Consider the following 26,286-nt stretch of genomic DNA (forward strand, 5'->3'; position numbering starts at 1 on the left):
TCGCGGGTGTTTTTTCGGACAGGTTCGAGGCCCCGTGCCACACCCCGATCCGGCGCCCGAGGAGTTCAGCATGGCCGCAGCCCCCGTTGCCCGCAACGACTTCAGTTTCTTCCACGGCCTGCGCGTGCGCTGGTCGGAAGTCGATCCACAAGGGATCGTCTTCAACGGCAATTACCTCACCTACGCCGACGTCGCGACCACCGAGTACTACCGCCACCTGGGCGTGAACTACCCGGCCGACCTCCTGCGCGGCGGCGGCGACCTGTTCGCGGTGAAGACCACACTGGAATACCTGGCGCCCGCGCACTTCGACGACTGGCTGGAAATGGGCGTGCGTGTGAGCCGGCTGGGCCGCAGCAGCCTGACGTTCCAGGTAGCGATCTGGAACGACGAGCAGTTGCTGACGCTCGGTGAGCTGATCTACGCCTATGCAGGCGACGACCGTACCAGCCAGCCATTGCCGGACTGGTTGCGCGGGAAGATCAACGAATTCGAAAGACGCTCACCGGACCAGTGAGCGCACGGCTCACTGCGAGTCGCCGAGCAATTGCAGCAGGCGCGCGCGATCGGAAGCGAAATTGGCCAGCGATTGGTCGCGCAACTGCTGATAGCGGTCGATGTCCTGCAGCAGGTGCTGCTCTTCGCTGCGAAGGTTGGACAGTTGCGCCACCAGGTCGTCGGGCACCGGGCGACCGGCGCGCTCCTGCTCGGCGGCACGGGCCTGGAGATTGGCCTGCTGGGTCTTGAGAGACTGCAGGTTGCCCTTGGCCACGCTGCTCAGGCCATCGAGCTCCGACATCTTGCGATCACGCGCTCGGTCTACATCGTCGACGCTGGTGTACAGGCGCAGCAGCTGTGCATCGGAGTTGGCGCGTGCGGTATCCGCCTTGCGCTGCTCGATCTCGGCGGCGGTCGGCGCTGGCGGCACCACGCGAATGACGCGGCCCTGGTCGTTCAGGACCTCGTACCCCTTGCCAATGAACTGCGGCGGCACCCCCATCCGGTCGATGACGGTCACACCCTTCTCATTGACGTAGCGGTACGTCTCGACTTGATCTTTTCCAGCAGCCAGCGCCTGGCCTGCCAGCAAGGCCCCCATCAGTCCCATCAACACCCTGTAGCGGAACGCACCCTGCTTGGCCATGCCAGACACCTTGTCCAGATTTTAGATACCGTATTGCGCGCGATAAGCCTCGACAGCCGCCAAGTGCTGTTTCAACTGCGCATCACCAGCGAGATATTCCAGCACTTGCTCCAGCGACACAATACTGACCACCGGAATGGAGAAGTCCCGCTCGACTTCCTGGATCGCCGACAGCTCACCCTTGCCGCGTTCCTGGCGGTTCAGTGCGATCAGCACACCCGCCGCCTTGGCGCCCTGGGCGTCGATGATCTGCATCACTTCGCGAATTGCGGTACCGGCAGTGATCACGTCATCGATGATCAGGGCGCGACCGGTCAGCGCCGCGCCAACCAGGGTACCGCCTTCGCCGTGATCCTTGGCTTCCTTGCGGTTGAAGCACCAGGGCAGGTCGCGGCCATGCTGCTCGGCGAGCGCTACCGCTGTAGCGGCCGCCAATGGAATTCCTTTATAGGCTGGGCCGAACAGAACGTCGAAAGCGATACCGCTGTCGACGATGGCGCTGGCGTAAAAACGCCCCAGTTGAGCCAGTGCAACACCGGTATTGAACAGACCGGCATTGAAGAAGTAAGGACTGGTACGCCCGGACTTGAGCGTGAACTCGCCGAAGCGCAGAACGCCGCGCTCGATGGCGAAGCGGATGAAATCGCGTTGATATGCCTGCATGTGAGAGAACCGGCCGGTATGAATTTAGCTAAACCGTTTGAGCTCGGGTATCATACACACACGTGATTTTGGGGGCCATTTATGCGGATCATCAGTGTGAACGTGAATGGTATTCAGGCTGCAGCCGAGCGTGGTTTGCTCAGTTGGCTGCAAGCCCAGAATGCCGACGTGATCTGCTTGCAGGATACCCGCGCCTCCGCTTTCGATCTGGATGACCCGTCCTATCAACTGGACGGCTACTTCCTGTACGCCTGCGATGCCGAAGTGCCCACCCAGGGTGGCGTCGCAATCTATAGTCGTCTGCAACCCAAAGCTGTCATAAGCGGCCTGGGTTTCGAGATGGCCGATCGTTACGGGCGCTACCTGCAAGCCGATTTCGATAAGGTGAGTATCGCCACTCTCCTTCTGCCTACCGGGCAGGAAGGGGATGAGAACCTGAACCACAAGTTCAAGTTCATGGACGACTTCGCCCAGTACCTTAACAAGCAGCGCCGCAAGCGCCGCGAATACATCTATTGCGGTTCGCTGTACGTAGCGCATCAGAAGCTCGACGTGAAGAACTGGCGCGAATGCCAGCAGATGCCTGGCTTCCTGGCGCCAGAACGCGGCTGGATGGATGAAGTGTTCGGCACGATGGGCTACGTGGACGCCCTGCGCGAGGTCAATCGCGAGGGGGACCAATACAGCTGGTGGCCGGACAGCGAACAGGCCGAGATGCTCAATCTGGGCTGGCGCTTCGACTATCAGGTGCTGACTCCGGGTCTGCGCCGCTTCGTGCGCAGCGCCAAGCTGCCGCGTCAGCCGCGCTTCTCCCAGCATGCACCGCTGATTGTGGATTACGACTGGGCGCTGAGCATCTGAGCCCCATCGACCACCCATGAAAAAGCCGGCTCACAGCCGGCTTTTTCATGCTCGCGGAAATTACCTGAGCGGGCGCCAGGTGAACGGGTAGCGGTAGTCCACCCCCTCGCTCGCCTTGACCCCGGCGATGATCGTCAGGATCAGCGCGGCGACCACGACCAGCCCTGCCAGCACGAACCCGACCAGCAGCAACATCAGCAGACAACTGATCGTCAGCGCGATGGTCACGGTGATCTGGAAGTTCAGCGCTTCCTTGCCCTGCTGATCCACGAAGGCATCGGTTTCCCGCTTGAGCTGCCAGATGATCAGCGGCCCGATCAGGTTGCCGATGGGAAGGAAGAAGCCCAGGAAAGCGGCGAGGTGGCAGAACATCGCCCATTGCCGGGCTTCCTGGCTGGGTTGACCCCGCTGAACCGGAACCTCGTCGCTCATCCTGTCGCTCCTTCGGCCATTCGCCGCTCGTAGGGTCAGTCCGCCAGTGCAGCGCGCTGCAGCTCGAACAGTTCGCGCAGACCCTGCTGCGCGAGCTCCAGCATGGCATTGAGCTCGGCCGGCTGGAAGGGCACGCCCTCGGCGGTGCCCTGCACCTCGATGAAGCCGCCGGCGTCGGTCATCACCACGTTCAGGTCGGTTTCGGCGGCGGAGTCTTCCAGGTAGTCCAGATCGAGCACCGGCTCGCCCTGGTACATGCCTACGGAAACCGCGGCGACCATCTGCTTGAGCGGGTTGCCCTTGAGCGCTCCGCGCTTCTTCAGCACGGCCAGCGCGTCGATCAGCGCCACGGTAGCGCCGGTGATGGAAGCGGTACGGGTACCGCCATCGGCCTGGATCACATCGCAATCGATATAGAGAGTGTTCTCGCCCAGCTTGGTCAGGTCGAGCGCGGCGCGCAGGGAGCGGCCGATCAGACGCTGGATCTCCAGAGTGCGGCCACCCTGCTTGCCGCGAGCGGCTTCGCGCTGGTTACGCTCACCGGTGGAACGCGGCAGCATGCCGTACTCGGCGGTCAGCCAGCCCTGGCCCTGGCCCTTGAGGAAACGCGGCACTCCGGTTTCGGCGCTGACGGTGCAGATCACCTTGGTGTCGCCGAACTCGACCAGCACGGAGCCCTCGGCGTGCTTGGTGTAGTGACGGGTGATACGGATCGGGCGCAGTTGGTCGGCGGCGCGGCCACTGGGACGGTTCATCGAGGCATCCTGTAAAGATTGCTGGCGGGGGAATGACCGCCATTATAGAGGCCAGCGGACGGGCACAACCACCGCCAGCGTGCGGCTGCGCGACGCGCTGGGGTACAATTGCCGGTTTCCGACGATCTGTCGGCGGCTTTCAACGAACTTTCAGCCACAGAAACTCAGCGAGGTAACCTCATGGTCCACAGCATGACCGCCTTCGCCCGCGTGGAGCGGGCCGGGACTCATGGAACCCTCAGTTGGGAACTGCGCTCGGTCAACCACCGCTACCTCGAACCGAACCTGCGCCTGCCCGAAGCCTTCCGCGACCTCGAAGGTGGCGTGCGTGAAGCGCTGCGCCAGGGGCTGTCCCGCGGCAAGGTGGAATGCACCCTGCGCTTCGTCGAGGAGAACACCGGCAAGCCGCTGCAGGTGGATCGCGAACGTGCGGCGCAACTGGTCGCCGCGGCCGAAACCGTGGCCAGCCTGATCAAGCAGCCTGCACCGCTCGACCCGCTGGCCGTGCTGGCCTGGCCGGGCGTACTGGTGGCCGACGCTGCCGATCCGCAGGCGCTCAACGCCGACGCCCTGGGCGCATTCACCCAGGCGCTGGAAGAACTGAAAGCCGGCCGCGCACGCGAAGGCGCCGAGCTGGCGAAAATCATCGACGAGCGCCTGGCCTCGATGCTCGATGAGGTCACCAACCTGCGCCAACTGGTGCCGGAAATGCTCGCCAACCAGCGCCAGAAGATTCTCGATCGCTTCGCCGAAATGAAGGCCGACCTCGACCCGCAGCGCCTGGAGCAGGAAATGGTCCTGCTGGCGCAGAAGAGCGATGTCGCCGAGGAGCTCGACCGGCTCACCACCCACGTCACCGAAGTGCGCCGCGTGCTCAAGGCCGGTGGTGCCGCCGGCCGCCGCCTGGACTTCCTGATGCAGGAACTCAACCGTGAGGCCAACACTCTGGGTTCGAAGGCATTCGATCCACGCTCCACCCAGGCCGCTGTCAATCTCAAGGTCCTGATCGAGCAGATGCGCGAACAGGTCCAGAATATCGAGTAACCGGGAGCTTCCCGGCTACCGAACCGTCAACCGCAACTCCAGGAACGCCCCATGTCCGGCACCCTGTACATCGTTTCCGCCCCGTCCGGCGCCGGCAAGACCAGCCTGGTCAAGGCGCTGCTCGACGCCATGCCAGCCGTGCGCGTCTCCGTCTCCCACACCACCCGCAGCATGCGCCCTGGCGAAGTGGACGGTGTGAACTATCACTTCGTCGGCCGCGACACCTTCACCGCCATGCTTGAGCGCAGCGAGTTCCTCGAACATGCCGAAGTGTTCGGCAACCTCTACGGCACTTCGCAGCGCTGGGTGGAGAAAACCCTGCAGGAAGGTTTCGACCTGATCCTCGAAATCGACTGGCAGGGAGCCCAGCAGGTGCGCAAGCTGATGCCCCAGGCACAGTCGATCTTCATCCTGCCGCCCAGTCAGGAGGCCCTGCGCCAACGCCTGACCAACCGCGGCCAGGACAGTGACGAGGTAATCGACCGCCGGATGCAGGAAGCGGTCAGCGAAATGAGCCATTATGTCGAGTACGATCACCTGGTGATCAACGATGACTTCGCCCATGCGCTGGAAGACCTGAAAGCGATTTTCCGGGCGCGCCAGTTGCGCCAGGACGCCCAGCAGAAACGTCATACCGAACTGCTGCAACAACTGCTGGCCTGAATGGGAAGAGCAAAGGCTCTTCCATAAAGATTGGCGATTTTTTAGACTATTCAGTCCGCCCGGTATTCTCCGGGCATCCATTTTCGTAACGAGGAACACCATGGCCCGCGTCACCGTTGAAGACTGCCTGGACAACGTCGATAACCGTTTCGAGCTGGTCATGCTCGCCACCAAGCGCGCTCGCCAGTTGGCCACCGGCGGCAAGGAGCCGAAGGTAGCCTGGGAAAACGACAAGCCCACCGTCGTCGCTCTGCGCGAGATCGCTTCCGGTCTGGTGGATGCTGAAATCGTTCAGCAGGAGGACGTGGTTGAAGAAGAACCGCTGTTCGCTGCTTTTGAAGACGAGGCCAACAACGAGGCCCTGTAAGTCTATGTCGGGCCGACGAAAAGGCGCGCCGCGACTGGCTGCTCGGCGGGAGGAGATCCCATGCCGAGCATAGACGCCTTCGCCGACCGGCTGTCGAGTTATCTGGGCCCGGATCAGGTCAACCTGGTCCGCCGCGCCTATTACTACGCCGAGCAGGCCCATGACGGGCAACGCCGCCGCAGCGGCGAAGCCTATGTCACGCACCCGCTCGCCGTCGCCAACATCCTCGCCGACATGCACATGGACCATCAGAGCCTGATGGCTGCCATGCTGCACGACGTGATCGAGGACACCGGCATCGCCAAGGAAGCGCTCACCGCCCAGTTCGGCGAGACCGTTTCCGAACTGGTGGACGGGGTCAGCAAGCTGACCCAGATGAATTTCGAGTCCAAGGCCGAGGCCCAGGCCGAAAACTTCCAGAAGATGGCGATGGCCATGGCGCGCGATATCCGGGTGATCCTGGTCAAGCTGGCCGACCGCCTGCACAACATGCGCACGCTGGAAGTACTGTCCGGCGAGAAGCGTAGGCGCATCGCCAAGGAAACCCTGGAGATCTACGCCCCCATTGCCAACCGGCTGGGCATGCACAGCATGCGCGTGGAGTTCGAGGATCTCGGCTTCAAGGCCATGCACCCGATGCGCTCCGAGCGCATCCGCCAGGCGGTGAAGAAGGCCCGTGGCAACCGCCGCGAAATCGTCGGAAAGATCCAGGAGTCGCTGGTGAACTGCCTCGCCCGCGAGGGCATGGAAGGCCAGGTCCTGGGCCGCGAGAAGCACCTGTTCAGCATCTACAAGAAGATGCGCGGCAAGCGCAAGGCGTTCAACGAGATCATGGACGTCTACGCCTTCCGCATCATCGTCGACAAGGTCGACACCTGCTACCGCGTGCTCGGCGCCGTGCACAACCTGTACAAGCCGTTCCCCGGTCGCTTCAAGGACTACATCGCCATTCCCAAGGCCAACGGCTACCAGTCGTTGCACACCACCCTGTTCGGCATGCACGGCGTACCCATCGAGATCCAGATCCGCACCCGCGAGATGGAAGAGATGGCGAACCACGGCATCGCCGCGCACTGGCTGTACAAATCCAGCGAAGACGAATCGCCCAAGGGCACCCACGCCCGCGCCCGCCAGTGGGTGAAGGGCATCCTCGAACTGCAGCAGCGCGCCGGTAACTCGCTGGAATTCATCGAGAACGTCAAGATCGACCTGTTCCCGGACGAGGTCTACGTCTTCACACCCAAGGGCCGCATCATGGAGCTGCCCAAGGGCTCCACGGCCGTGGACTTCGCCTACGCGGTACACACCGACGTCGGCAACAGCTGCATCGCCTGCCGCATCAACCGCCGCCTGGCGCCTCTGTCCGAGCCGCTGCAAAGCGGTGCGACGGTGGAGATCGTCACCGCGCCGGGCACCCGGCCGAATCCGGCCTGGCTCAACTTCGTGGTCACCGGCAAGGCACGCACGCACATTCGCCATGCACTGAAGCTGCAACGCCGCTCCGAGTCGATCAACCTCGGCGAGCGCCTGCTGAACAAGACCCTCGCAGGCTTCGACAGCCACCTCGAAAAGATCCCGCAGGAGCGCATCCAGGGCGTACTCGCCGAGTACCGCATGGAGGTCTTCGAAGACCTGCTGGAAGAGATCGGCCTGGGCAACCGTATGGCCTACGTGGTCGCACGCCGCCTGCTGTCCAGCGACGGCGAGCAGGCACCGAGCGCCGAAGGCCCGCTGGCGATCCGCGGTACCGAGGGCCTGGTGCTCAGCTACGCAAAATGCTGCACACCGATCCCGGGCGACCCCATCGTCGGCCACCTGTCCGCCGGCAAGGGCATGGTGGTGCACCTGGAAAACTGCAAGAACATCAGCGAAATCCGCCACAACCCGGAGAAGTGCATCCAGCTCAGTTGGGCCAAGGATGTCACCGGGGAGTTCAACGTCGAACTACGCGTCGAACTGGAGCACCAGCGCGGCCTGATCGCCCTGCTCGCCACCAGTGTCAACGCCGCCGACGGCAATATTGAAAAGATCAGCATGGACGAACGCGATGGCCGCATCAGCGTGGTCCAACTGGTCGTCAGCGTGCATGACCGCGTGCACCTGGCCCGCGTCATCAAGAAGCTGCGCGCGCTCAAGGGCGTGATTCGCATCACCCGCATGCGCAGCTGATCCCACCCTCAAGGAGTCGACATGACCAAGACCGTTATCCATACCGACAAAGCCCCGGCCGCCATCGGCACCTACTCCCAGGCGATCAAGGCTGGCAACACCGTCTATGTCTCCGGTCAGATCCCGCTGGACCCGAAAACCATGGAATTGGTCGAGGGCTTCGAAGAGCAGACCGTCCAGGTCTTCGAGAACCTGAAGGCCGTGATCGAAGCCTCCGGTGGCTACCTGCACGACGTCGCCAAGCTGAACATCTTCCTCACCGACCTGTCGCACTTCGCCAAGGTCAACGAGATCATGGGCAAGTACTTCACCCAACCCTACCCGGCCCGCGCCGCCATCGGTGTTGCCGCCCTGCCGAAAGGCGCGCAGGTCGAGATGGACGCCATCGTCGTCCTGGAATAAGCACCACCTGTGAATACGGGGCCCCTGCGGCCCCGTTGTCTTGTCTGCTGTCTGCAAGGAGCACACATGCGTCGCGCCCTGATTCTGAGCGCCCTGATCGGCCTGCTCACCGGCTGCGCCGGCACCCCATCCGACCCTTCCGGCGTCTGGATCAACCAGGCTGCCATCGATGCCGCCGGCAAAGGCGGCAAACTGCGCGAAGCATTGCTCGCCTATGGTCCGAACCTGGAATGGAAGCTGGACACCAAGGCCAGCCAGGCCACCTTCAGTAACGGTTTCGAACTCGGCGAAGGGCAACTGACCACGGTGGATCCCAAGCATTACCGCGTCGACTTCTACGGCAGCAAACAGGAAAGCCTGGAGCTGGACGGCAAGGAACTGGTGCAGGTGGGAAGCGACAACTGGCCGGAACAACGCTTCCTGCGTCCCAAGAGCCAGCCCTCCGCGCAAAGCCAGGCCGGCAGCACCTTCGAGAGCGCCCTGTACAACGCCTACCTCAAGGGCACCTGGATGATCGAGGAAGGCCAGGGCAAAGGCAGCAAGGTCAAGTTCCAGCCCAACGGCGCCCTCGAAGGCATGCCCGGCGCCGACCGCTACGCGCTATGCCTGGCTGGTGACTGCGCGGCCATGAGCGGCGACAACGACAGCATCTGGCTGCAACAGGGCCAGCAAGGTCGTGAGTACCTGTTCGAGCGCGACGGAGACAAGCTGGAGCTGTTCGAAGCGGTAAACCGCGCCCAGGCCGACGAAATGCCGCAGTACTCGCCGGGCAACCGCGTATGGGTGCTCGAACGCGACTGATCGCGATGGGCAGGCGCCAGCAGCCTGCCCGGCTTCACCGCAACCCTACCCACAACAGCCAGCCGCCCAGCGCCAGCAGCAATCCGCCACACAGCCGATCCAGCGCAGTCACCCGTCGCCGCAGCCAGCCACGCCAGCGCGGACGGTCCAGCAGGCGCACCAGCGCCATGTCCCAGAGCAGCACCACCACGCCCATCCACAGCACGCAAACCCCCAGTGCCCAGCCGGGCAGGTGGAACTGGCCGAGCACGCCAAACAGCCCGGTGTAGAAGATCGGCAGCTTGGGGTTCAGGCTGCTAGCCAGAAAACCCTCGCGCAGCCCCCGCAGGAATCCGCCTGGACGCTGTCCGCCCATCTGCGCAGGAATCTCCAGCTCCCGGCGCGCCAGCAACGCCTGGGCACCGAGCCAGACGAAGTAGGCACCACCCAGAAACTGCACAACGCGCAAGCCGTGGCTTGCCACCTCCGGCAGCAAGCCGAGGACGAAAAGCACCAGCGCCATGCTGGCGAGATTGGCCAGCGTAATTCCCACCGCACAGCCATCGGCGTGCCGACGCCCGCGCAGCAGCGCGGCACGGATCAACAGAAAGAAATCCGGCCCCGGCGACAGCAGGGCGGCGAAATGAGTGCTGGCGACCAGCGCGAAGGCAGCGAACATGGCGATCTCCCGAAATCGGTGGATCGCAGTCTGGAAGTGCCGGCCGCGCGGCGTCTTGGAGAAAACTCAGGTGCGCGTGGCGCGCAGGAAGCGTCCCGGCGTGACGCCGGTGAAGCGGCGGAAGGTGCCGGAGAAATGCGCCTGGTCGTAGAAACCCAGCGCCAGCGCGACATCCAGAGGCTTCTCGCCGGCGATCAGAAGGCGCTTGGCCTCACGGATACGACGCTGCAGCAGATAAGTGTGCGGCGGTACGCCGTAGGCGGTGCGGAAGGCTTCGATCAGGTGGCGTGGATGGCGTTGCAAGAGCGCCGCCAGATCGTCGAGGCTGACCGCGTCGCGGTAATTCGCCTCCAGATACTCGCGCAGGCGGGCGGTGACGCTGCCGTCGCGAGATAACGAGGCATGCGGACGCATGCCTCCGTGGCGGACGAACACCAGCTCCAGCAGCGCCAGCAGCTCGCTGTCCAGGGACAACGCGTCATTGCCCTCGAACTCCAGCGCCACCCGTTGCAGCGCGGCGGCCACTTGTCCGTCGTCGGGCGGGTTGAGTGTCTGGAAGCCGCGCGGCAACTGCTTGCGGCCCAGCAACGGCAGCAGGCGCGACTCTTCGATGTAGAGCATGCGGTAGATCAGCCGCTCGGACTCGGCATTGCCGGTATGGGGCTCCTCCGGGTTCATCAGCGACAACGTGCCGGCCGGGAGCACATGGCGCGCGCCCCGGCACTGATAGCCGCCGGCGCCATGCAGAATGGCACCGATGGCGAAGGCATCGTGGCTATGCCGTCCGAATGGCTGGCCGGAGAAGTCCGCATGGAACAACTCCACTCCCGGCAACCAGGGGCGCGCCAGCAACCGGTTGGCGTCCATCTCAGTCGTCCTTGCCGGCAAGGATCGCCGCGTAGCCTTCGCGGAAACTCGGATAGCGCGGCACCCAGCCCAGCGCTCGGGCGCGGGCATTGCTGCAACGCTTGCTGCCGGCTCGTCGCACGCTTTGCTCATCGGACCAGTGGTTCACCCCCAGGCGCTCGCGCAACCAGGCGACCACCTCATGCAGTGCGGCCGGATCGTCGTCGACGCCGATGTAGCAATCCTCCAGCGCGCCCCCATCGCGATCGGCCTCCAGCAGTGCCGCCAACAGGCCGGCGGCGTCCTCGGCATGAATGCGGTTGGCATACAGCGGCGGCTCGCTGGCGACTCGGTAGCCATCGCGTACCTGCTTGAGCAGCCACTCGCGGCCTGGGCCATAGATACCGGTCAGACGCACGACGCTGGCGGGAATGCCGCTGCGCAACGCCACCTGTTCGGCTTCGAGCATCACGCTGCCAGAATAGCTCTGGGCTTCGGCGGGCGAGTTTTCGTCGACCCATTCGCCGTCGCGCTGGGCGTACACGCCGCTACTGGAGACGAACAGCAGGCGCTTGGGCGACTGACCGCGCTGCCTGAGCCAATCGAGGGCGTTGCGCAGGCCCTCGACATACGCCGCGCGGTAGCCCGCCTCATCGTGCTGGGTCGCCGCTGCGCAGTACACCAGGTAGTCCAGCTTGCCCACCGGCCAGGTATCGGGGCATTCGAGCTGGCCCAGGTCCCCAGCCACCGGCAGCACCTCCAGCGGCAACGCGGCGATGTTGCGCCGCAGGCCGTGGACGCGCCAATCGCGCGCGACCAACTGCCGCCCCAGACGGCTACCGACATCGCCGCAACCGACGATCATCAGGCTCGGGAAGGTGCTCGTGCTCATGCTTGGCTCCACGAATCAAAGGCTGGCAGTTTAGCGCGGTTGGTTCGCAGCGGTGCAGCCGCTATGCTTGGGCCAACTCAACGGATTAGTCGCCATGACCCTTACCGAACTGCGCTACATCGTCACGCTCGCCCAGGAGCAACATTTCGGCCGCGCCGCGGAGCGCTGCCACGTCAGCCAGCCGACGCTTTCGGTCGGCGTGAAGAAACTGGAAGACGAGCTCGGCGTGCTGATCTTCGAACGCAGCAAGAGCGCCGTACGCCTGACGCCCGTGGGCGAGGGCATCGTCGCCCAGGCGCAGAAGGTGCTGGAGCAGGCGCAAGGCATCCGCGAGCTGGCCCAGGCCGGCAAGAACCAGTTGACCTCGCCGCTGAAGGTCGGCGCCATCTACACCATCGGCCCATACCTGTTCCCGCACCTGATCCCGCAGTTGCACCGGGTCGCCCCACAGATGCCGCTGTACATCGAGGAAAACTTCACCCACATCCTGCGCGACAAGCTGCGCACCGGCGAGCTGGACGCGATCATCATCGCCCTGCCCTTCCAGGAAGCCGACGTGCTGACCCTCCCGCTGTTCGACGAGCCGTTCTACGTCCTGATGCCCGCCGATCACCCGTGGACGGCGAAGAAATCCATCGACGCGGAGTTGCTCAACGACAAGAGCCTGCTGTTGCTCGGCGAGGGACACTGCTTCCGCGACCAGGTGCTGGAAGCCTGCCCAACCACCCGCAAGGGCGACGAGAACAAGCACACCACGGTGGAATCCAGCTCGCTGGAAACCATCCGCCACATGGTCGCCTCCGGCCTGGGCGTGTCGGTGCTGCCGTTCTCCGCTGTCGATAGCCACCACTACGCGCCGGGAGTCATCGAAGTCCGCCCGTTCACCGCACCGGCTCCACTGCGTACCGTCGCCATCGCCTGGCGCGCCAGCTTTCCTCGCCCGCGCGCCATCGAAGTGCTGGCCGACTCGATCCGCCTCTGCTCGGTCGCCAAACCGACCGTCAAGGGTGAAGCCGAGCCGGCATGACCGAGCTGTCGAACATTCCCGTCACCGCACTCAAGGGCGTGGGTGCGGCACTGGAAGAAAAGCTGGCGAAGGTCGGGCTGGAAAATCTCCAGGACATCCTCTTCCACCTGCCGCTGCGCTATCAGGACCGTACCCGCGTCACGCCCATAGGTGCGCTGCGTCCGGGGCAGGATGCGGTGGTCGAAGGCGTGGTCTCCGGCGCCGACGTGGTGATGGGCAAGCGCCGCAGCCTGCTGGTGCGCCTGCAGGACGGCAGCGGCACCCTGAGCCTGCGCTTCTACCATTTCAGCCAGGCGCAGAGGGACGGTCTCAAGCGCGGCACACACCTGCGCTGCTACGGCGAAGCCCGCCCGGGCGCCTCGGGCCTGGAGATCTACCACCCCGAGTACCGCGCACTCACCGATGCCGTGGCGGCGCCGGTTGAGCTGACGCTCACGCCGATCTACCCGACCACCGAGGGCCTTACCCAGCAGCGCCTGCGCCAGCTCAGCGAGCAGGCCCTCGCGCGCCTCGGCCCATCCAGCCTGCCGGACTGGCTGCCAGCCGAGCTGGCCCGTGACTACCGGCTCGGCCCGCTGGACGAAGCCATCCGCTACCTGCACCGGCCACCACCGGATGCCAACCTGGAAGAGCTCGCCGAGGGGCGCCACTGGGCTCAGCATCGTCTCGCCTTCGAGGAACTGCTGACCCACCAGCTTTCGCTGCAACGCCTGCGCGAAAGCGTGCGCTCCCAGGCCGCGCCCAAGCTGCCACCGGCCAAGCGTCTGCCGCCGCTGTACCTGAAGAACCTCGGTTTCAAACCTACCGGTGCGCAACAGCGGGTCGGCGCGGAAATCGCCTATGATCTCGCCCAACCCGAACCGATGCTGCGCCTGGTACAGGGTGATGTGGGCGCCGGCAAGACAGTGGTTGCCGCGCTCGCCGCACTGCAGGCGCTGGAGGCCGGATATCAGGTAGCGCTGATGGCGCCCACCGAAATCCTCGCCGAGCAGCACTTCCTCAACTTCAGCAAATGGCTGCAGCCGCTGGGCATCGAGGTCGCGTGGCTCGCCGGCAAGCTCAAGGGCAAGGCCCGCAGTGCCGCGCTGGAACAGATCGCCGCCGGCGTGCCGATGGTGGTGGGTACCCACGCACTGTTCCAGGACGAAGTGAAGTTCAAGCGCCTCGCCCTGGTGATCATCGACGAGCAGCATCGCTTCGGCGTGCAGCAGCGCCTCGCGCTGCGCCAGAAGGGCGTGGACGGGCGGCTTTGCCCACACCAGTTGATCATGACCGCCACGCCCATCCCGCGCACGCTGGCGATGAGCGCCTATGCCGACCTGGACACCTCGATTCTTGATGAGCTGCCGCCCGGCCGTACTCCGGTGAACACCGTGCTGGTGGCCGACAGCCGCCGCATCGAAGTGATCGAGCGGGTGCGCGCCGCCTGTGCCGAAGGCCGCCAGGCCTATTGGGTATGCACGCTGATCGAGGAATCCGAAGAACTCACCTGCCAGGCGGCGGAAACCACCTACGAGGAACTGTCCTCGGCGCTGGGCGAGTTGCGCGTCGGGCTGATCCACGGACGCATGAAGCCGGCGGACAAGGCCGTGGTCATGGAAGCCTTCAAGGAAGGCCTGCTGCAATTGCTGGTGGCGACCACGGTGATCGAGGTCGGCGTGGACGTACCCAATGCCAGCCTGATGATCATCGAGAACCCCGAGCGCCTGGGCCTGGCCCAACTGCACCAGTTGCGCGGGCGTGTCGGCCGGGGCAGCGCGGCGAGCCACTGCGTGCTGCTCTACCACCCGCCGCTTTCGCAGATCGGCCGCGAGCGCCTGGGGATCATGCGCGAGACCAGCGACGGCTTCGTCATCGCCGAGAAAGACCTGGAACTGCGAGGCCCCGGTGAAATGCTCGGCACTCGCCAGACCGGCCTGCTGCAATTCAAGGTCGCCGATCTGATGCGCGACGCCGATCTCCTGCCAGCGGTACGCGACGCGGCGCAGGCACTGCTGGCGCATTGGCCGCAATCCGTCAGCCCATTGCTGGCGCGCTGGCTGCGCCACGGGCAGCAATACGGGCAAGTGTGACGAAGTTCACTCTCATCGGTCAGCTGACTGCCCGGTCACGCTGACCGGCTGGTTATACTCCGACCCAGCCGTTGATAACCGGATCACATTCATGAGCGACGCCGCACGCGCCCCTTCCGATACATCGCAGGCCCCCGCGGTCATTCTCCAGCTACTCGACAAGCTGGGGATCGCCTACCACGAGGTTCGCGAAACCCTGACCCTGCCTGCCAACCGTCGTGTCCAGGCCAGCCTGCTGGAGGACGCCGTCGGTACCTTGCTGGTGCTGTTCCCGCAGAGCCAGTTGCTCGACCTCAACCGCCTCGCCGAGCTGACCGGACGCAAGCTGGTGGCAGTCAAGCCCGAACGCCTGGAGCGCATGCTCGGCAAGCATCAGCTCGGCCGCCTGCCAGCGCTGCCGCCGCTGACCAGTTCACCATGCCTGTATGACGACCGGCTGCTGCAGGAGCCGCAGTTGCTGATCGAATCCGGCACCGCGGGTATCCTTCTCGAAATCGCCACTCCGGCATTCCGCGGCCTGCTGGAAAAGGCCAGCGCCGCCCGTTTCGGCGTTCCGCTGGAAGCCATCCGCCCCAACCTCGACCGCCCGGATGACGACCGGGCCGAGATCACCCAGGCCGTGCAGGCGTTTACTGCCCGCCGTATCCAGCAGCGCCTGGAAGAGACCATCGAGATTCCGCCACTGCCGGAAACCGCGCAGAAGATCATCAAGCTGCGTGTCGACCCCAACGCCACCGTGGACGACATCACCGGTGTGGTGGAGACCGACCCGGCGCTGGCCGCGCAGGTGGTCAGTTGGGCGGCCTCGCCCTACTACGCCGCGCCCGGCAAGATCCGCTCAGTGGAAGACGCCATCGTCCGCGTGCTGGGCTTCGACCTGGTGATCAACCTCGCCCTGGGCCTGGCCCTGGGCAAGACCCTGAGCCTGCCCAAGGACCAGCCCCAGCACGCCACGCCCTACTGGCACCAGGCAATCTACACCGCCGCGGTGATCGAGGGCCTGACCCGCGCCGTGCCGCGCGCCGAGCGACCGGAAGCCGGCCTGACCTATCTCGGCGGCCTGCTGCACAGCATCGGCTACCTGGTTCTGGCGCACATCTTCCCGCCGCATTTCTCGCTGATCTGCCGACACCTGGAGGTCAATCCCCACGTCGAACACAATCTCATCGAGAAGCACCTTCTGGGCATCACCCGCGAGCAGATCGGTGCCTGGCTGATGCGCACCTGGGACATGCCGGAGGAGATCTACACCGCCCTGCGCTTCCAGCACGACCCGGCCTATGCCGGTGACTGCGCTCCCTACGCCAACCTGGTATGCCTGGCCACCCGCCTGCTGCGCAACCACGGCATCGGCAGCGGGCCCGAGACGAGCATCCCGCAGGACCTGCTGGACCGCCTGGACATCCCCCGCGAACGCGCCGAAGACGCCGTACGCAAGGTACTGGACGCCGAAGCGGCGCTGCGCGAACTGGCCAGCCAGTTCAACAGCTCGCACTGAACCTGCCGCGCACTGAAACGAAAAAGGCCCCCGACGGGGCCTTTTTCATGGAGAGCTGCCGGATCAGGCGGCTTTCTTTTCATTGGCCTGGGCGGCCTTCTTCTTCGGCTTAAGGTACTTGACCAGACCCTGGAACCAGATCACCAGCGCAGGATTGCCCTGGATCTGGATGTCCTTGTTCTGGATGCCCTGCATGAACGCAAGTTGCGGATTCTTCGAGGTCATGGTGGCGAAACCGTAGGTGCCGTCCCTGAACCCGAGGGCGAACGCCGGCCCCGGGTGAATGCCACGGCGTGCGCTGACACGCAGGTCCTTGACGATGTAGTGACGGGCGACCTTGCCGTCCAGGGTATGCAGTTGGAACACCAGGTCCTTGCCTTCCAGTTGCTTCTGGAATGCCGGATTTTCACGGCTGGCCTTGGCCATCATGCGGCCGAGAAGCCACAGCAGAAGACGGAATTTCATGCACAAACCTCGACGTTCGAGACAAAAGTATGCGCATTGTAGCCACATTCAAAACGGACTACATCCGGTCTTTTGGAGGGAAAATGTAACTGGAGAGGCGACCCGGAGCCGCTCTGGCTCCGGGTTCGAAGCGATCAGTTGACCGCGTCTTTCAATGCCTTGCCCGGTTTGAAGGCAACCGTATTGCTGGCTTTGATCTTTACCGGCTGGCCGGTTTGCGGGTTCTTGCCGGTACGGGCGCCGCGATGGCGCTGGATGAAGGTGCCGAAACCGACAAGGGTAACGCTGTCCTTGCGGTTGAGCGCGCCGGTAATCTCATCCAGCAGCGCGTTCAGCACCTTGTTGGCTTGTTCTTTGGTGAGGTCGGCCTTCTCGGCGATCGCGGCGGCGAGTTCTGGTTTACGCATAGATGCCTCTTTGACGGTTTGTTGTTGTTGTGTCCGTGCTGTCTTCCCAACAGCGCCCAAGGCACCGCAGCCCGGCCGTACAGGCTCTAGACTGCGGCAGACGGGGGGAGGATGGCACGCCGCAAGCGGCTGCGCCAGTATCGTCTGACAATTTGCGAACACTTTCCCATGACAAATCCGCCATTGCCGAGGACTCTCATGCCAGAAGCGCCGGCAACTCCTTGTTCAGCGAGAGTTTTTCGCTCACTGCAGCTCCAGTAAGGGCGTACCCGAGCAATCGACCGGCGGTATCCCGGCATAGAACCTTGAGGTCCGCCCCAGAGCCTTCCACCAGCCATTCGCCCTCGCTACCACGCGGCGGAGGGGAAACCACCAGTGGGCACGCCGGGGTCTTCACCGTTACCGGCATGGCACCGTAGCTCACAGCGGTCGGCTTGCCTGCCAGGGTCTGCGCCAGCGCACGGGCGCAGGACATCAGCGGCATCACGTAAAGCAGGTTCAAGCCATCCACTTCGGCGCAATCGCCCAGGGCATAGATATTGGCATGGGAGGTGCGCAGCTCGCGGTTCACCATCACGCCGCGGTTGACGTCCAGGCCGGCAGCGGCGGCCAGATCGACGCGCGGGCGCAGACCGACGGCGGAAACGACCAGGTCGCAGGCGATCACCTGGCCATCGGAGAGGTGCGCTTCCAGCGCGTCGCCCGCACGCACCAGGCGGTTCAGCACCGGGCCGAGGTGGAAGCGTACGCCGAGGCCTTCCAGCCCCTGCTGTACCGCCTGGGCGGCGGCCGGGTGGAGCAGGCCGGGCATGACCTGCTCACAGGGTGCCACTACATCGACCTCGAATCCGCCGCTGGAGAGATCATTGGCGAATTCGCAGCCGATCAGACCGGCACCCAGCAACAGCACGCGGCGCTTGCCTGCCGCCGCCGCGCGAAAGCGTGCGTAGTCTTCCAGGTCGTTGATCGGGAAGATCAGTTCCTGTGCATCGCCTTCTACCGGCACGCGAATGGTGTCAGCGCCCCAGGCCAGCACCAGGTCCCGGTAGCGGACTTCTTCTTCGCCGATCCACAGGCGCCGGTGCCCCGGATCGATGCCAGTAACGCGGGTGTGCGTGAAGATGCGAGCCTTGAGCTGGTCGGCCATCGCCCCCGGCTCGGCCATCGCCAGGCCGTCGGCGTCCTTGTCCTTGGAAAACCCGGTGGACAGCATCGGCTTGGAGTAGGAGCGGCCGTCATCGGCGGTGATCAGCAGCAGCGGCGTATCGCTGTCCAGCTTGCGCCACTCGCGCGCCAGGTTGTAGCCGGCCAGGCCTGTACCGATGATCACCAGCGGTGCGTTGTCGCTCATTGCTCTCTCCACCTCTAAGTACACCACTTCATAAACACGTCACGGCGGCCTATTGGCCGCCGCATGTCAGTTCTGAGACCAAGACTCCGACCAGGACCTGGCGAGTTCGCTTCCAACGCGGCCATGCCGACGCGCAGCGAGGTCCTGGAGGATCCTCAGGAGATTTCAATCATCTCGAAGTCTATCTTGCCCACGCCGCAGTCCGGGCACACCCAGTCCGGCGGGATGTCCTCCCAGCGCGTACCCGGCGCGATGCCTTCGTCCGGCAGCCCCAGCGCCTCGTCGTAGATGAAACCACAGACCACGCATTGCCATTTGCGCATCGGCCAACCCTCCTGCGGACGTTTCGGTAAAACTAACGGATTGATTGCCAGCGGCCAACGGCGCACGCGCCGCCGGGATACGGCAGATCGGTCAACCCTGCCAGTCTATGCCGCAGACCTGCGCTGTGCCGGTCCTGAAACGCCAACGGCGGCCCGAAGGCCGCCGTCGCGGGTCGAACCGGCTGCGATCAACCGATTTCGATCATCTCGAAGTCCAGTTTGCCGACGCCGCAATCCGGGCACAGCCAGTCTTCCGGCACGTCTTCCCAGCGCGTGCCGGCGGCAATGCCCTCTTCCGGCCAACCCTTGGTTTCGTCATAGATCAGGCCACATACCACACACTGCCACTTCTTCATCGGCTACTACCTCTGTTCTTGTACCTTGGGACGTCGCTGCGCCCAGTGTCGGGCTTTGTACTGGCGATGAGCCCAACGCGCAAGTACCGAACGACCGGCCATACCTTTGGTGGGGTTTCGCGTAACGCTCTCTTGCAGCGAACGCAATCGGACGCGCAAAGCCGCCATGTTAAGCTGCCGCGTCCCTGGCAACCCGCAATCATTCCCGTGCCCGACGCAGCCCTGACTCATCCGCCCCGCTGGCTCACCTCAGCCCAACTGCTTCCGTCGCCGTCCGCCCAGGTGCGCGACTGGCTGTTCGACGAAGGCTCGCTGACACGTCGCCTGACCGCGCTGTCCGATGGCGCCTTTGCGGTACAGCCACTGGCCGAAGGCTGGCATCGGATGCGTCCGGATGAGTGCGCGGCGCTGGGTGTCGCCGACGGTAGCCTCGGCTGGGTTCGTGAGGTGTACCTGAAGGGTCACGGTACGCCCTGGGTGTTCGCCCGCAGCGTCGCCGCGCGCAATGCGCTGGAAGGCTCCGGTTTCGACCTGCGCCTGCTCGGCAGCCGCTCCCTGGGCGAATTGCTGTTCAGCGACCGCGCCTTCCACCGCGGCCCCATCGAGGTGTGCCGCTATCCAGCCGCCTGCATGCCTGCCGAAGTACGCGCCGAACGCCCCTGGGGCCGCCGTTCGCTGTTCAGCCGCGACGGCCTTGGCGTGCTGGTCGCCGAAGTATTCCTGCCCTCGCTGTGGCACCGCCTGGAAGAACAGTCCGTATAATCCCGGGACCGTTGCCGGAGACCGCCATGTTCGTCGCCCTGATCAAACCCCTCGCCCGCCTGCATCCCCGCGCCTGGGACTTCATCCAACTGACGCGCATGGACAAGCCGATCGGTATCTACCTGCTGCTGTGGCCGACACTGTGGGCGCTGTGGATGGCCAGCGGCGGCGTGCCGAGCGCGAAGAACCTGGCGATATTCGTCGTCGGAACCGTGCTGATGCGTGCCGCCGGCTGCGTGATCAACGACTTCGCAGACCGCAAGCTGGACGGCCATGTCGAGCGCACCAAGGCCCGCCCGCTGGCCACCGGCAAGGTCACTGTGCGCGAGGCGTGGATCACCTTCTTCGTGCTGCTGGGCCTGAGCTTCCTGCTGGTGCTGTGCACCAATGAGCAGACCATCTGGCTATCCTTCGGGGGCGCGGCGGTAGCGGCGCTCTATCCCTTCATGAAGCGCTACACCTACTACCCGCAGGTGGTGCTGGGCGCGGCGTTTTCCTGGGGTATCCCGATGGCCTTCACCGCAGCCAGCGGCACCTTGCCGGCCGCGGCCTGGCTGCTGTTCTTCGCCAACGTGCTGTGGACGGTGGCCTACGACACCTACTACGCGATGACCGACCGCGAGGACGACCTGAAAATGGGCATGAAGTCCACCGCGATCCTCTTCGGCGACGCTGACCGGGTGATCAACCTGACGCTGCAGGGCCTGATGCTCCTGCTGCTGATCCTCGCCGGCAACAAGCTGGCCATGCACCTGTACTACTACCTCGGCCTGGCTGTGGCGGCAGGTTGCTTCGCCTGGCAGTTCCACTCCACCCGCGACCGCGAGCCGATGAAATGCTTCAAGGCATTCCTGCACAATCATTGGGCGGGGCTGGCGATTTTCCTCGGCACGGCGGTGGACTTCGCGCTGCGCTGAATGCCGGACAGCCAGCGACCGGCATTCGCTGCTCTCGCAGGCACTGTGGTTGAGGGGGTGGAGTCCGCTCTCACGCCATGCCTGAACAGTCCGCCTCCCAGATCACATCACGGCCTGGCCATGTGCCAGACCCCCATCTTGCCGTCACCGGCCATGTCGCCGGCCTTCTTGTCCTGCACGAAGGTGTACAACGGCTTGCCCATGTAGGCCCACTGTACGCTGCCGTCGTCGCGCTTGATCAAGGTCCAGTCGCCCTTGGCCTTGGCGTCGACGGAGGCCATCAGCGGCGGCCAGTTCTGCGCGCAACTGCCATTGCACATCGACTTGCCGCCGCTGTCCTTGTCGAAGGTGTAGAGCGTCATACCCTTGGCATCGACCAGCATGCCGTCCTTCGCCATGCCGGGTTCGGCGGCCAGCACCGGTAGTGCCGCAAACATCAGGCCCATAGTCAGGGCCGGGAGTAGCATTTTCATCGCAGGTCTCCTCGGAAAGCAGTCCTCTGGTGAGGTGCAAGAGCGCGAGTACCGGCGACATCCGGCGGGCGGACAGGCCCGGCACAGAGCGCACTCACAACCGTCTTCGCAGCATTCCAAGCCTCGCCGCAGGCCGGTCCGGTTGCCGCCTGCCGCGCGCCCTGGAACGACGCGGCTACCCGTTCAGCATAGACGAGCGCTCTGCGGCAAGGCTCGGCTAACATCCCGGTGTCACATTCATGAAATATTTCCGTTATCTAATGCGGCGCAATACAGAATTCCTGAGGCATCAGCATGGTTGGCAAGACAATCCTCATCGTCGATGACGAAGCTCCGATCCGGGAAATGATCGCTGTGGCCCTGGAGATGGCCGGCTACGAATGTCTCGAGGCCGACAGCGCCCAGCAGGCTCACGCGGTGATCGTCGACCGCAAGCCGGACCTGATCCTGCTCGACTGGATGTTGCCGGGCACCTCCGGCATCGAACTGGCCCGCCGCCTGAAGCGCGACGAACTGACTTCCTCGATCCCGATCATCATGCTCACCGCCAAGGGCGAAGAGGACAACAAGATCCAGGGCCTGGAAGTCGGCGCCGACGACTACATCACCAAGCCGTTCTCCCCACGCGAACTGGTCGCCCGCCTCAAGGCCGTCCTGCGACGCACCGGTGCCGGCGACAGCGAAACGCCGATCGAGGTCGGCGGCCTGATGCTCGACCCGATCAGCCACCGCGTGACCATCGACGGCAAACCGGCCGAAATGGGCCCGACCGAATACCGCCTGCTGCAGTTCTTCATGACACACCAGGAGCGTGCCTACACTCGTGGCCAGTTGCTGGACCAGGTCTGGGGCGGCAACGTGTACGTGGAGGAACGCACCGTCGACGTGCACATCCGCCGCCTGCGCAAGGCCCTGGGCGAGGTATACGAAAATCTCGTTCAGACCGTGCGCGGCACCGGTTATCGTTTCTCGACCAAGAGCTGATCGAGTCCAGAGGGTCTGATGACGCTTTGCCACGGCCGCGACCTCGCCCCACCTCTAGCCTGGTGTGTTTTGACACGGCAACGCGGCTCGCGGCGAAACGCCCTCGGCCCCTCGACATCGGGTACAAGGAACGGAATTTCGTGACCCAGAACTGGCGTGGCGTGCTGATTCGCCATCTGATGTTGGTGCTGGCCGCTGGCCTGTTGCTCGGCCTGATTTCCGGCCAATGGGGCTGGGCCATCGCAGCGGCCCTGGCCGGTTACCTCGGCTGGTCGACCTGGCAGTTGCTGCGTCTGTACCAATGGCTGAAAACGCACCAGAGCGATGAAGCGCCGCCCGACGGCTACGGCCTATGGGGCGAGGTTTTCGACAGCATCTACCATCTGCAACGGCGCAACCAGAAGGCCCGCGGCCGCCTGCAGGCGGTGATCGACCGGATGCAGGAGTCCACCGCGGCCCTGCGCGACGGCATGATCCTGCTCGACCGCGACGGCAACCTGGAATGGTGGAACCAGTCCGCGGAGCGTCTGCTCGGCCTCAAGAGCCCGCAGGACGGCGGCCAGCCGGTGAGCAACCTCGTCCGCCACCCGCGCTTCAAGGAGTACTTCGCCCAGGAGGACTATCGCGAGCCGCTGGAGCTCACCTCGCCGATCAATGACAACCTGCGTCTGCAGTTCCACATCACCATCTACGGCGCCGGCGAACACCTGATGCTGGTCCGCGATGTAACCCGCGTCCACCAGCTCGAACAGATGCGCAAGGACTTCGTCGCCAACGTCTCCCACGAACTGCGTACCCCGCTCACGGTGATCGCCGGTTACCTGGAGACGCTGCTGGATAACGTCGAAGACGTCAATCCACGCTGGACTCGCGCGCTGCAACAGATGCAGCAGCAGGCCGGGCGCATGCAGAGCCTGCTCAACGATCTGCTCCTGCTGGCCAAGCTGGAGGCCACGGACTATCCGGCCGACAACAAGCCGGTCGCCATCGACCTGATGCTGCTGTCGATCCGTAACGATGCCCAGGCGCTCTCCGGCGGCCGCAATCACCGCATCAGTCTGGAAGCCGATGCCAGGGTGAAACTCAAGGGCAGCGAGGCCGAGCTGCGCAGCGCGTTCTCCAACCTGGTGTTCAACGCTGTGAAGTACACCCCCGACGAAGGCGAGATCCGCATTCGCTGGTGGGGTGACGAACAGGGTGCGCACCTGGCGGTGCAGGACAGCGGCATCGGCATCGATCCCAAGCACCTGCCGCGCCTGACCGAGCGCTTCTACCGCGTCGACTCCAGCCGCAACGCCAGTACCGGCGGCACCGGCCTGGGCCTGGCGATCGTCAAGCACGTACTGCTGCGCCATCGCGGCAGCCTCGATATCAGCAGCGTTCCGGGCAAGGGCAGCAGCTTCACCTGCCACTTCCCCACCCAACAGGTCGAGCAGCGCACCTGAGCGGGACCCAACCTGCCGACATTGGTATCAGCGGGCTTGCCAGTGACGTCCGTGAACCGCATCCTTGTCCGTCCATTCCCTATTCAACAGAACCATGGATCCTTCTCCCAGTAGCACCGCGTTAACCTATTTCGCCGACTTTGGCCTGATTCTCTTTGCTCTTTTCCTCGTGCTGCTCAACGGCTTTTTCGTGGCCGCCGAGTTCGCGATGGTCAAGCTGCGCTCGACCCGCGTGGAAACCATCGCCAAGCAGCATGGCTGGCGCGGCACCATCCTGCGCCGCGTGCACAATCAGCTCGACGCCTACCTCTCCGCCTGCCAGCTCGGTATCACCCTGGCCTCCCTCGGCTTGGGCTGGGTCGGCGAGCCGGCCTTCGCCGAGCTGCTGGAGCCCCTGTTGGCCGCAATTGGCGTGCACTCCGAGGAAGTCATCCGCGGCGTGTCGTTCTTCACCGCGTTCTTCATCATTTCCTACCTGCACATCGTGGTCGGCGAGCTGGCGCCCAAGTCCTGGGCGATCCGCAAGCCCGAACTGCTGTCGCTGTGGACCGCAGTGCCGTTGTACCTTTTCTACTGGGCGATGTACCCGGCGATCTGGCTGCTCAACGCCAGCGCCAACGCCATCCTCAAGGTCGCTGGCCAGGGTGAGCCCGGGCCGCACCATGAGCATCACTACAGTCGCGACGAGCTGAAGCTGATCCTGCACTCCAGCCGCGCCCACGACCCCAGCGACCAGGGCATGCGTGTGCTGGCGTCGGCGGTGGAGCTGGGCGAGCTGGAAGTCGTGGACTGGGCCAATTCCCGCGAGGATCTGGTCTACCTCGAACGCACCGCACCGCTGGACGATATTCTCGCTACCATTCGCCGCCACAAGTACAGCCGCTACCCGGTGTACGACAGCGACAAGGGTGAGTTCATCGGCCTGCTGCATATCAAGGACCTGTTGCTGGCCCTCGCCACGCTGGACAGCCTGCCGGAGTCCTTCGATCTCGACGAGCTGACCCACCCGCTGGAGATGGTCACCAAGCACATGCCGCTGGCGCGCCTGCTGGAGCAGTTCCGCCAGGGCGGTTCGCATTTCGCCCTGGTGGAGGAAGCCGACCACAAGGTGATCGGCTACCTGACGATGGAAGACGTGCTGGAAGTGCTGGTCGGCGATATCCAGGATGAGCACCGCAAGGCCGAGCGCGGCATCCTCGCCTATCAGCCGGGCAAGCTGCTGGTGCGTGGCGACACGCCGCTGTTCAAGCTGGAACGACTGCTGAGCGTCGACCTCGACCATGTCGAAGCGGACACCCTAGCCGGCCTGGTCTACGACTCGCTCAAGCGCGTGCCGGAAGAAGAGGAAGTGGTCGAAGCCGAAGGCCTGCGGATCATCGTGAAGAAGATGAAGGGGCCGAAGATCGTCCTCGCCAAGGTCGTGAAGCTGGACTGACAGCCCGGCCAATGAAAAAGGCAGCCCGAAGGCTGCCTTTTTTGTGCTCGTTTGCCGGAGCGGACGAATTTATCCACAGGGCAATTAGCACGCCTGAGCGTCAGTTGCCCTTCACCACCGCGAAGTTGGGCAGTGTGTCCACTGGCTGGGAAAAGTCATAAGGAATCGACTCCAACGCCAGGCCGACGTTGCGCTGTACCACGAAGTGCAGGTGCGGGCCGCTGCTGTTGCCGGTGTTGCCCGAGCGGGCCAGGGAGGTACCGGTAGCGACGCGTTGACCTTCATGGACGAGCACCGAACCGCGCATCAGGTGCAGGTAGACACCCATCGTGCCGTCATCGTGCAGGATGCGCACGAAGTTGCCGGACGGATTCTTGCCGCGCCCGCTCTGGCTGTTCTCGATTTTCACCACGGTACCGCCTCGCGCGGCGATGATCGGCGTACCTTCGGGCATGGCGATGTCCATCGCATAACGGCCCTTGGGCGTGAAGTGGCTGTAGCGGCCATTGGCGCCCTGGGTCAGGCGGAACGGCCCACCAACCCACGGCAAGGCGTACCGGTAGGCCAACGGCTGAGGGCGCGGGTCGCCCAGGGCGTAGCGCAGTTTGGGCTTGTATTGCATTGCCTTGCCCGGATCGCGGGGAGTGAGAGTCGCCAGGCGGATGGCGCTGCGCGGTGGCAGCACCCAACGGATCGGCTGCTCCGGCGCGCCGATGGCGTTCTGCGCGCCAGTGATGCTCAGCTCCACCTCCACCGGGGCATACAGGTCGTTGCGCACCTGCAGCGTTTCGCCGCCGGCGTGCTTCTTGGTCTCCAGCTTCACCTGCTGTTCCAGGTGCTCGACCATGCGATCGCGGAAGACGAACACCGCCGCACCCGCCACGGCCTTGTCCGTGTAGGTGACCACGCCATTGGCGTCGGTGTATTTGTAGATGGTTACGGCCGAAGCCGTCCCCGATGCGGCCAAAAGACCGCACAGGAAGATACTGCGCCCTAGCATGTCGACTCTGGTTATAGGTATGGCGACGCAGGCAAGACTAGCAGTGCAGCCCATGCGTCGCGACCTGCCGCCGG

30 protein-coding genes are annotated in these 26,286 nt (G+C 64.4%); 16 read left to right on the forward strand and 14 right to left on the reverse strand.

What is annotated here, in order from left to right:
- Nucleotides 1-70: 70 nt before the first annotated feature.
- Nucleotides 71-517, forward strand: coding sequence for an acyl-CoA thioesterase (locus OU419_RS27760; protein WP_254475525.1), 447 nt, complete (start codon nt 71-73; stop codon nt 515-517).
- Nucleotides 518-526: 9 nt separating this feature from the next.
- Here the strand turns inward: OU419_RS27760 and OU419_RS27765 are convergent, their stop codons facing one another.
- Nucleotides 527-1,144: a DUF4124 domain-containing protein gene (locus OU419_RS27765; RefSeq protein WP_408004914.1), complete on the reverse strand. Its 618-nt coding sequence runs from the start codon at nt 1,142-1,144 to the stop codon at nt 527-529.
- A 21-nt stretch (nt 1,145-1,165) separates the two neighbouring features.
- On the reverse strand, nt 1,166-1,807 hold the full coding sequence (gene pyrE / locus OU419_RS27770; RefSeq protein WP_254475526.1) for an orotate phosphoribosyltransferase: 642 nt from the start codon (nt 1,805-1,807) through the stop codon (nt 1,166-1,168).
- Between the two features lie 81 nt (nt 1,808-1,888).
- Here pyrE and OU419_RS27775 point away from each other — a divergent pair, with 81 nt between their 5' ends.
- Nucleotides 1,889-2,668, forward strand: a complete 780-nt coding sequence (locus OU419_RS27775; protein ID WP_254475528.1) for an exodeoxyribonuclease III — start codon at nt 1,889-1,891, stop codon at nt 2,666-2,668.
- 60 nt (nt 2,669-2,728) lie between these two features.
- Here the strand turns inward: OU419_RS27775 and OU419_RS27780 are convergent, their stop codons facing one another.
- Together OU419_RS27780 and rph are read right to left on the reverse strand one after the other, a co-directional pair.
- The gene (locus OU419_RS27780; RefSeq protein WP_254475530.1) at nt 2,729-3,100 is read right to left on the reverse strand and encodes a DUF4870 domain-containing protein; all 372 of its coding nucleotides are present in this window, start codon (nt 3,098-3,100) and stop codon (nt 2,729-2,731) included.
- Nucleotides 3,101-3,135: 35 nt separating this feature from the next.
- Nucleotides 3,136-3,855 (reverse strand): ribonuclease PH, encoded by a 720-nt coding sequence (gene rph, locus OU419_RS27785; RefSeq protein ID WP_254475532.1) that lies wholly within the window; start codon nt 3,853-3,855, stop codon nt 3,136-3,138.
- Nucleotides 3,856-4,035: 180 nt separating this feature from the next.
- Here rph and OU419_RS27790 point away from each other — a divergent pair, with 180 nt between their 5' ends.
- From OU419_RS27790 to OU419_RS27815, 6 genes are all read left to right on the forward strand, one after another.
- Nucleotides 4,036-4,899 carry a YicC/YloC family endoribonuclease gene (locus OU419_RS27790; RefSeq protein WP_254475534.1) on the forward strand — a complete coding sequence of 288 codons (864 nt, stop codon included), beginning with the start codon at nt 4,036-4,038 and terminating at the stop codon, nt 4,897-4,899.
- Between the two features lie 51 nt (nt 4,900-4,950).
- Nucleotides 4,951-5,562: a guanylate kinase gene (gmk, locus tag OU419_RS27795; protein ID WP_254475536.1), complete on the forward strand. Its 612-nt coding sequence runs from the start codon at nt 4,951-4,953 to the stop codon at nt 5,560-5,562.
- Nucleotides 5,563-5,662: 100 nt separating this feature from the next.
- Nucleotides 5,663-5,929 (forward strand): DNA-directed RNA polymerase subunit omega, encoded by a 267-nt coding sequence (gene rpoZ, locus OU419_RS27800; protein ID WP_043256481.1) that lies wholly within the window; start codon nt 5,663-5,665, stop codon nt 5,927-5,929.
- Between the two features lie 60 nt (nt 5,930-5,989).
- Nucleotides 5,990-8,098: a bifunctional GTP diphosphokinase/guanosine-3',5'-bis pyrophosphate 3'-pyrophosphohydrolase gene (spoT, locus tag OU419_RS27805; protein ID WP_254475538.1), complete on the forward strand. Its 2,109-nt coding sequence runs from the start codon at nt 5,990-5,992 to the stop codon at nt 8,096-8,098.
- A gap of 21 nt (nt 8,099-8,119) precedes the next feature.
- Nucleotides 8,120-8,500 carry a RidA family protein gene (locus OU419_RS27810; RefSeq protein WP_024762056.1) on the forward strand — a complete coding sequence of 127 codons (381 nt, stop codon included), beginning with the start codon at nt 8,120-8,122 and terminating at the stop codon, nt 8,498-8,500.
- A 66-nt stretch (nt 8,501-8,566) separates the two neighbouring features.
- Nucleotides 8,567-9,301, forward strand: a complete 735-nt coding sequence (locus OU419_RS27815) for a putative periplasmic lipoprotein (RefSeq protein ID WP_254475540.1) — start codon at nt 8,567-8,569, stop codon at nt 9,299-9,301.
- 34 nt (nt 9,302-9,335) lie between these two features.
- Here the strand turns inward: OU419_RS27815 and OU419_RS27820 are convergent, their stop codons facing one another.
- The 3 genes from OU419_RS27820 to OU419_RS27830 all read right to left on the reverse strand — a co-directional run bounded on the left by OU419_RS27820 (nt 9,336) and on the right by OU419_RS27830 (nt 11,697).
- Nucleotides 9,336-9,959: a LysE family translocator gene (locus OU419_RS27820; RefSeq protein ID WP_254475542.1), complete on the reverse strand. Its 624-nt coding sequence runs from the start codon at nt 9,957-9,959 to the stop codon at nt 9,336-9,338.
- Between the two features lie 66 nt (nt 9,960-10,025).
- On the reverse strand, nt 10,026-10,826 hold the full coding sequence (locus OU419_RS27825; RefSeq protein ID WP_254475544.1) for an AraC family transcriptional regulator: 801 nt from the start codon (nt 10,824-10,826) through the stop codon (nt 10,026-10,028).
- A 1-nt stretch (nt 10,827) separates the two neighbouring features.
- Entirely contained in the window at nt 10,828-11,697 is an 870-nt protein-coding gene (locus OU419_RS27830; protein ID WP_254475547.1) for an NAD-dependent epimerase/dehydratase family protein, read from the reverse strand.
- Between the two features lie 94 nt (nt 11,698-11,791).
- Here OU419_RS27830 and oxyR point away from each other — a divergent pair, with 94 nt between their 5' ends.
- From oxyR to OU419_RS27845, 3 genes are all read left to right on the forward strand, one after another.
- A complete protein-coding gene (gene oxyR, locus OU419_RS27835; RefSeq protein ID WP_254475549.1) occupies nt 11,792-12,724 on the forward strand; it encodes an oxidative stress transcriptional regulator OxyR in 933 nt (310 codons plus the stop codon).
- Entirely contained in the window at nt 12,721-14,796 is a 2,076-nt protein-coding gene (gene recG, locus OU419_RS27840) for an ATP-dependent DNA helicase RecG (protein ID WP_254475551.1), read from the forward strand. The genes oxyR and recG overlap by 4 nt, the downstream gene beginning before the upstream one ends.
- Nucleotides 14,797-14,887: 91 nt before the next feature.
- The gene (locus OU419_RS27845) at nt 14,888-16,294 is read left to right on the forward strand and encodes an aminoacyl-tRNA deacylase and HDOD domain-containing protein (protein WP_254475552.1); all 1,407 of its coding nucleotides are present in this window, start codon (nt 14,888-14,890) and stop codon (nt 16,292-16,294) included.
- Nucleotides 16,295-16,357: 63 nt separating this feature from the next.
- On the opposite strand, the gene OU419_RS27850 is transcribed toward OU419_RS27845, so the two are convergent.
- From OU419_RS27850 to OU419_RS27870, 5 genes are all read right to left on the reverse strand, one after another.
- Nucleotides 16,358-16,759: a helicase gene (locus OU419_RS27850; protein ID WP_254475553.1), complete on the reverse strand. Its 402-nt coding sequence runs from the start codon at nt 16,757-16,759 to the stop codon at nt 16,358-16,360.
- Nucleotides 16,760-16,893: 134 nt separating this feature from the next.
- Nucleotides 16,894-17,166, reverse strand: coding sequence for an HU family DNA-binding protein (locus OU419_RS27855; protein WP_009614168.1), 273 nt, complete (start codon nt 17,164-17,166; stop codon nt 16,894-16,896).
- A 196-nt stretch (nt 17,167-17,362) separates the two neighbouring features.
- A complete protein-coding gene (locus OU419_RS27860; RefSeq protein WP_254475554.1) occupies nt 17,363-18,517 on the reverse strand; it encodes an NAD(P)/FAD-dependent oxidoreductase in 1,155 nt (384 codons plus the stop codon).
- Nucleotides 18,518-18,672: 155 nt separating this feature from the next.
- Complete coding sequence (locus OU419_RS27865; protein WP_138525920.1) at nt 18,673-18,840, reverse strand: rubredoxin; 168 nt, start codon at nt 18,838-18,840, stop codon at nt 18,673-18,675.
- A 188-nt stretch (nt 18,841-19,028) separates the two neighbouring features.
- Nucleotides 19,029-19,196, reverse strand: coding sequence for a rubredoxin (locus OU419_RS27870; protein ID WP_015479573.1), 168 nt, complete (start codon nt 19,194-19,196; stop codon nt 19,029-19,031).
- Nucleotides 19,197-19,403: 207 nt separating this feature from the next.
- Here OU419_RS27870 and OU419_RS27875 point away from each other — a divergent pair, with 207 nt between their 5' ends.
- On the forward strand, nt 19,404-19,958 hold the full coding sequence (locus tag OU419_RS27875) for a chorismate--pyruvate lyase family protein (RefSeq protein WP_408004915.1): 555 nt from the start codon (nt 19,404-19,406) through the stop codon (nt 19,956-19,958).
- 26 nt (nt 19,959-19,984) lie between these two features.
- Nucleotides 19,985-20,875: a 4-hydroxybenzoate octaprenyltransferase gene (ubiA, locus tag OU419_RS27880; RefSeq protein ID WP_254475555.1), complete on the forward strand. Its 891-nt coding sequence runs from the start codon at nt 19,985-19,987 to the stop codon at nt 20,873-20,875.
- Nucleotides 20,876-20,982: 107 nt separating this feature from the next.
- Here the strand turns inward: ubiA and OU419_RS27885 are convergent, their stop codons facing one another.
- Entirely contained in the window at nt 20,983-21,348 is a 366-nt protein-coding gene (locus tag OU419_RS27885; RefSeq protein WP_302329079.1) for a COG4315 family predicted lipoprotein, read from the reverse strand.
- A 294-nt stretch (nt 21,349-21,642) separates the two neighbouring features.
- Between OU419_RS27885 and phoB the strand changes: the two genes are divergently transcribed.
- The 3 genes from phoB to OU419_RS27900 all read left to right on the forward strand — a co-directional run bounded on the left by phoB (nt 21,643) and on the right by OU419_RS27900 (nt 25,212).
- Nucleotides 21,643-22,332, forward strand: coding sequence for a phosphate regulon transcriptional regulator PhoB (gene phoB / locus OU419_RS27890; RefSeq protein ID WP_254475556.1), 690 nt, complete (start codon nt 21,643-21,645; stop codon nt 22,330-22,332).
- A 179-nt stretch (nt 22,333-22,511) separates the two neighbouring features.
- Nucleotides 22,512-23,777, forward strand: a complete 1,266-nt coding sequence (phoR, locus tag OU419_RS27895) for a phosphate regulon sensor histidine kinase PhoR (RefSeq protein WP_254475573.1) — start codon at nt 22,512-22,514, stop codon at nt 23,775-23,777.
- Nucleotides 23,778-23,871: 94 nt separating this feature from the next.
- Nucleotides 23,872-25,212 (forward strand): hemolysin family protein, encoded by a 1,341-nt coding sequence (locus tag OU419_RS27900; protein ID WP_254475557.1) that lies wholly within the window; start codon nt 23,872-23,874, stop codon nt 25,210-25,212.
- A gap of 100 nt (nt 25,213-25,312) precedes the next feature.
- Here OU419_RS27900 and OU419_RS27905 read toward each other — a convergent pair whose 3' ends face one another.
- The gene (locus tag OU419_RS27905; RefSeq protein ID WP_254475558.1) at nt 25,313-26,212 is read right to left on the reverse strand and encodes a peptidoglycan DD-metalloendopeptidase family protein; all 900 of its coding nucleotides are present in this window, start codon (nt 26,210-26,212) and stop codon (nt 25,313-25,315) included.
- Between the last annotated feature and the right edge of the window lie 74 nt (nt 26,213-26,286).

Source organism: Pseudomonas triclosanedens (assembly GCF_026686735.1).
Taxonomy (GTDB): domain Bacteria; phylum Pseudomonadota; class Gammaproteobacteria; order Pseudomonadales; family Pseudomonadaceae; genus Pseudomonas; species Pseudomonas triclosanedens.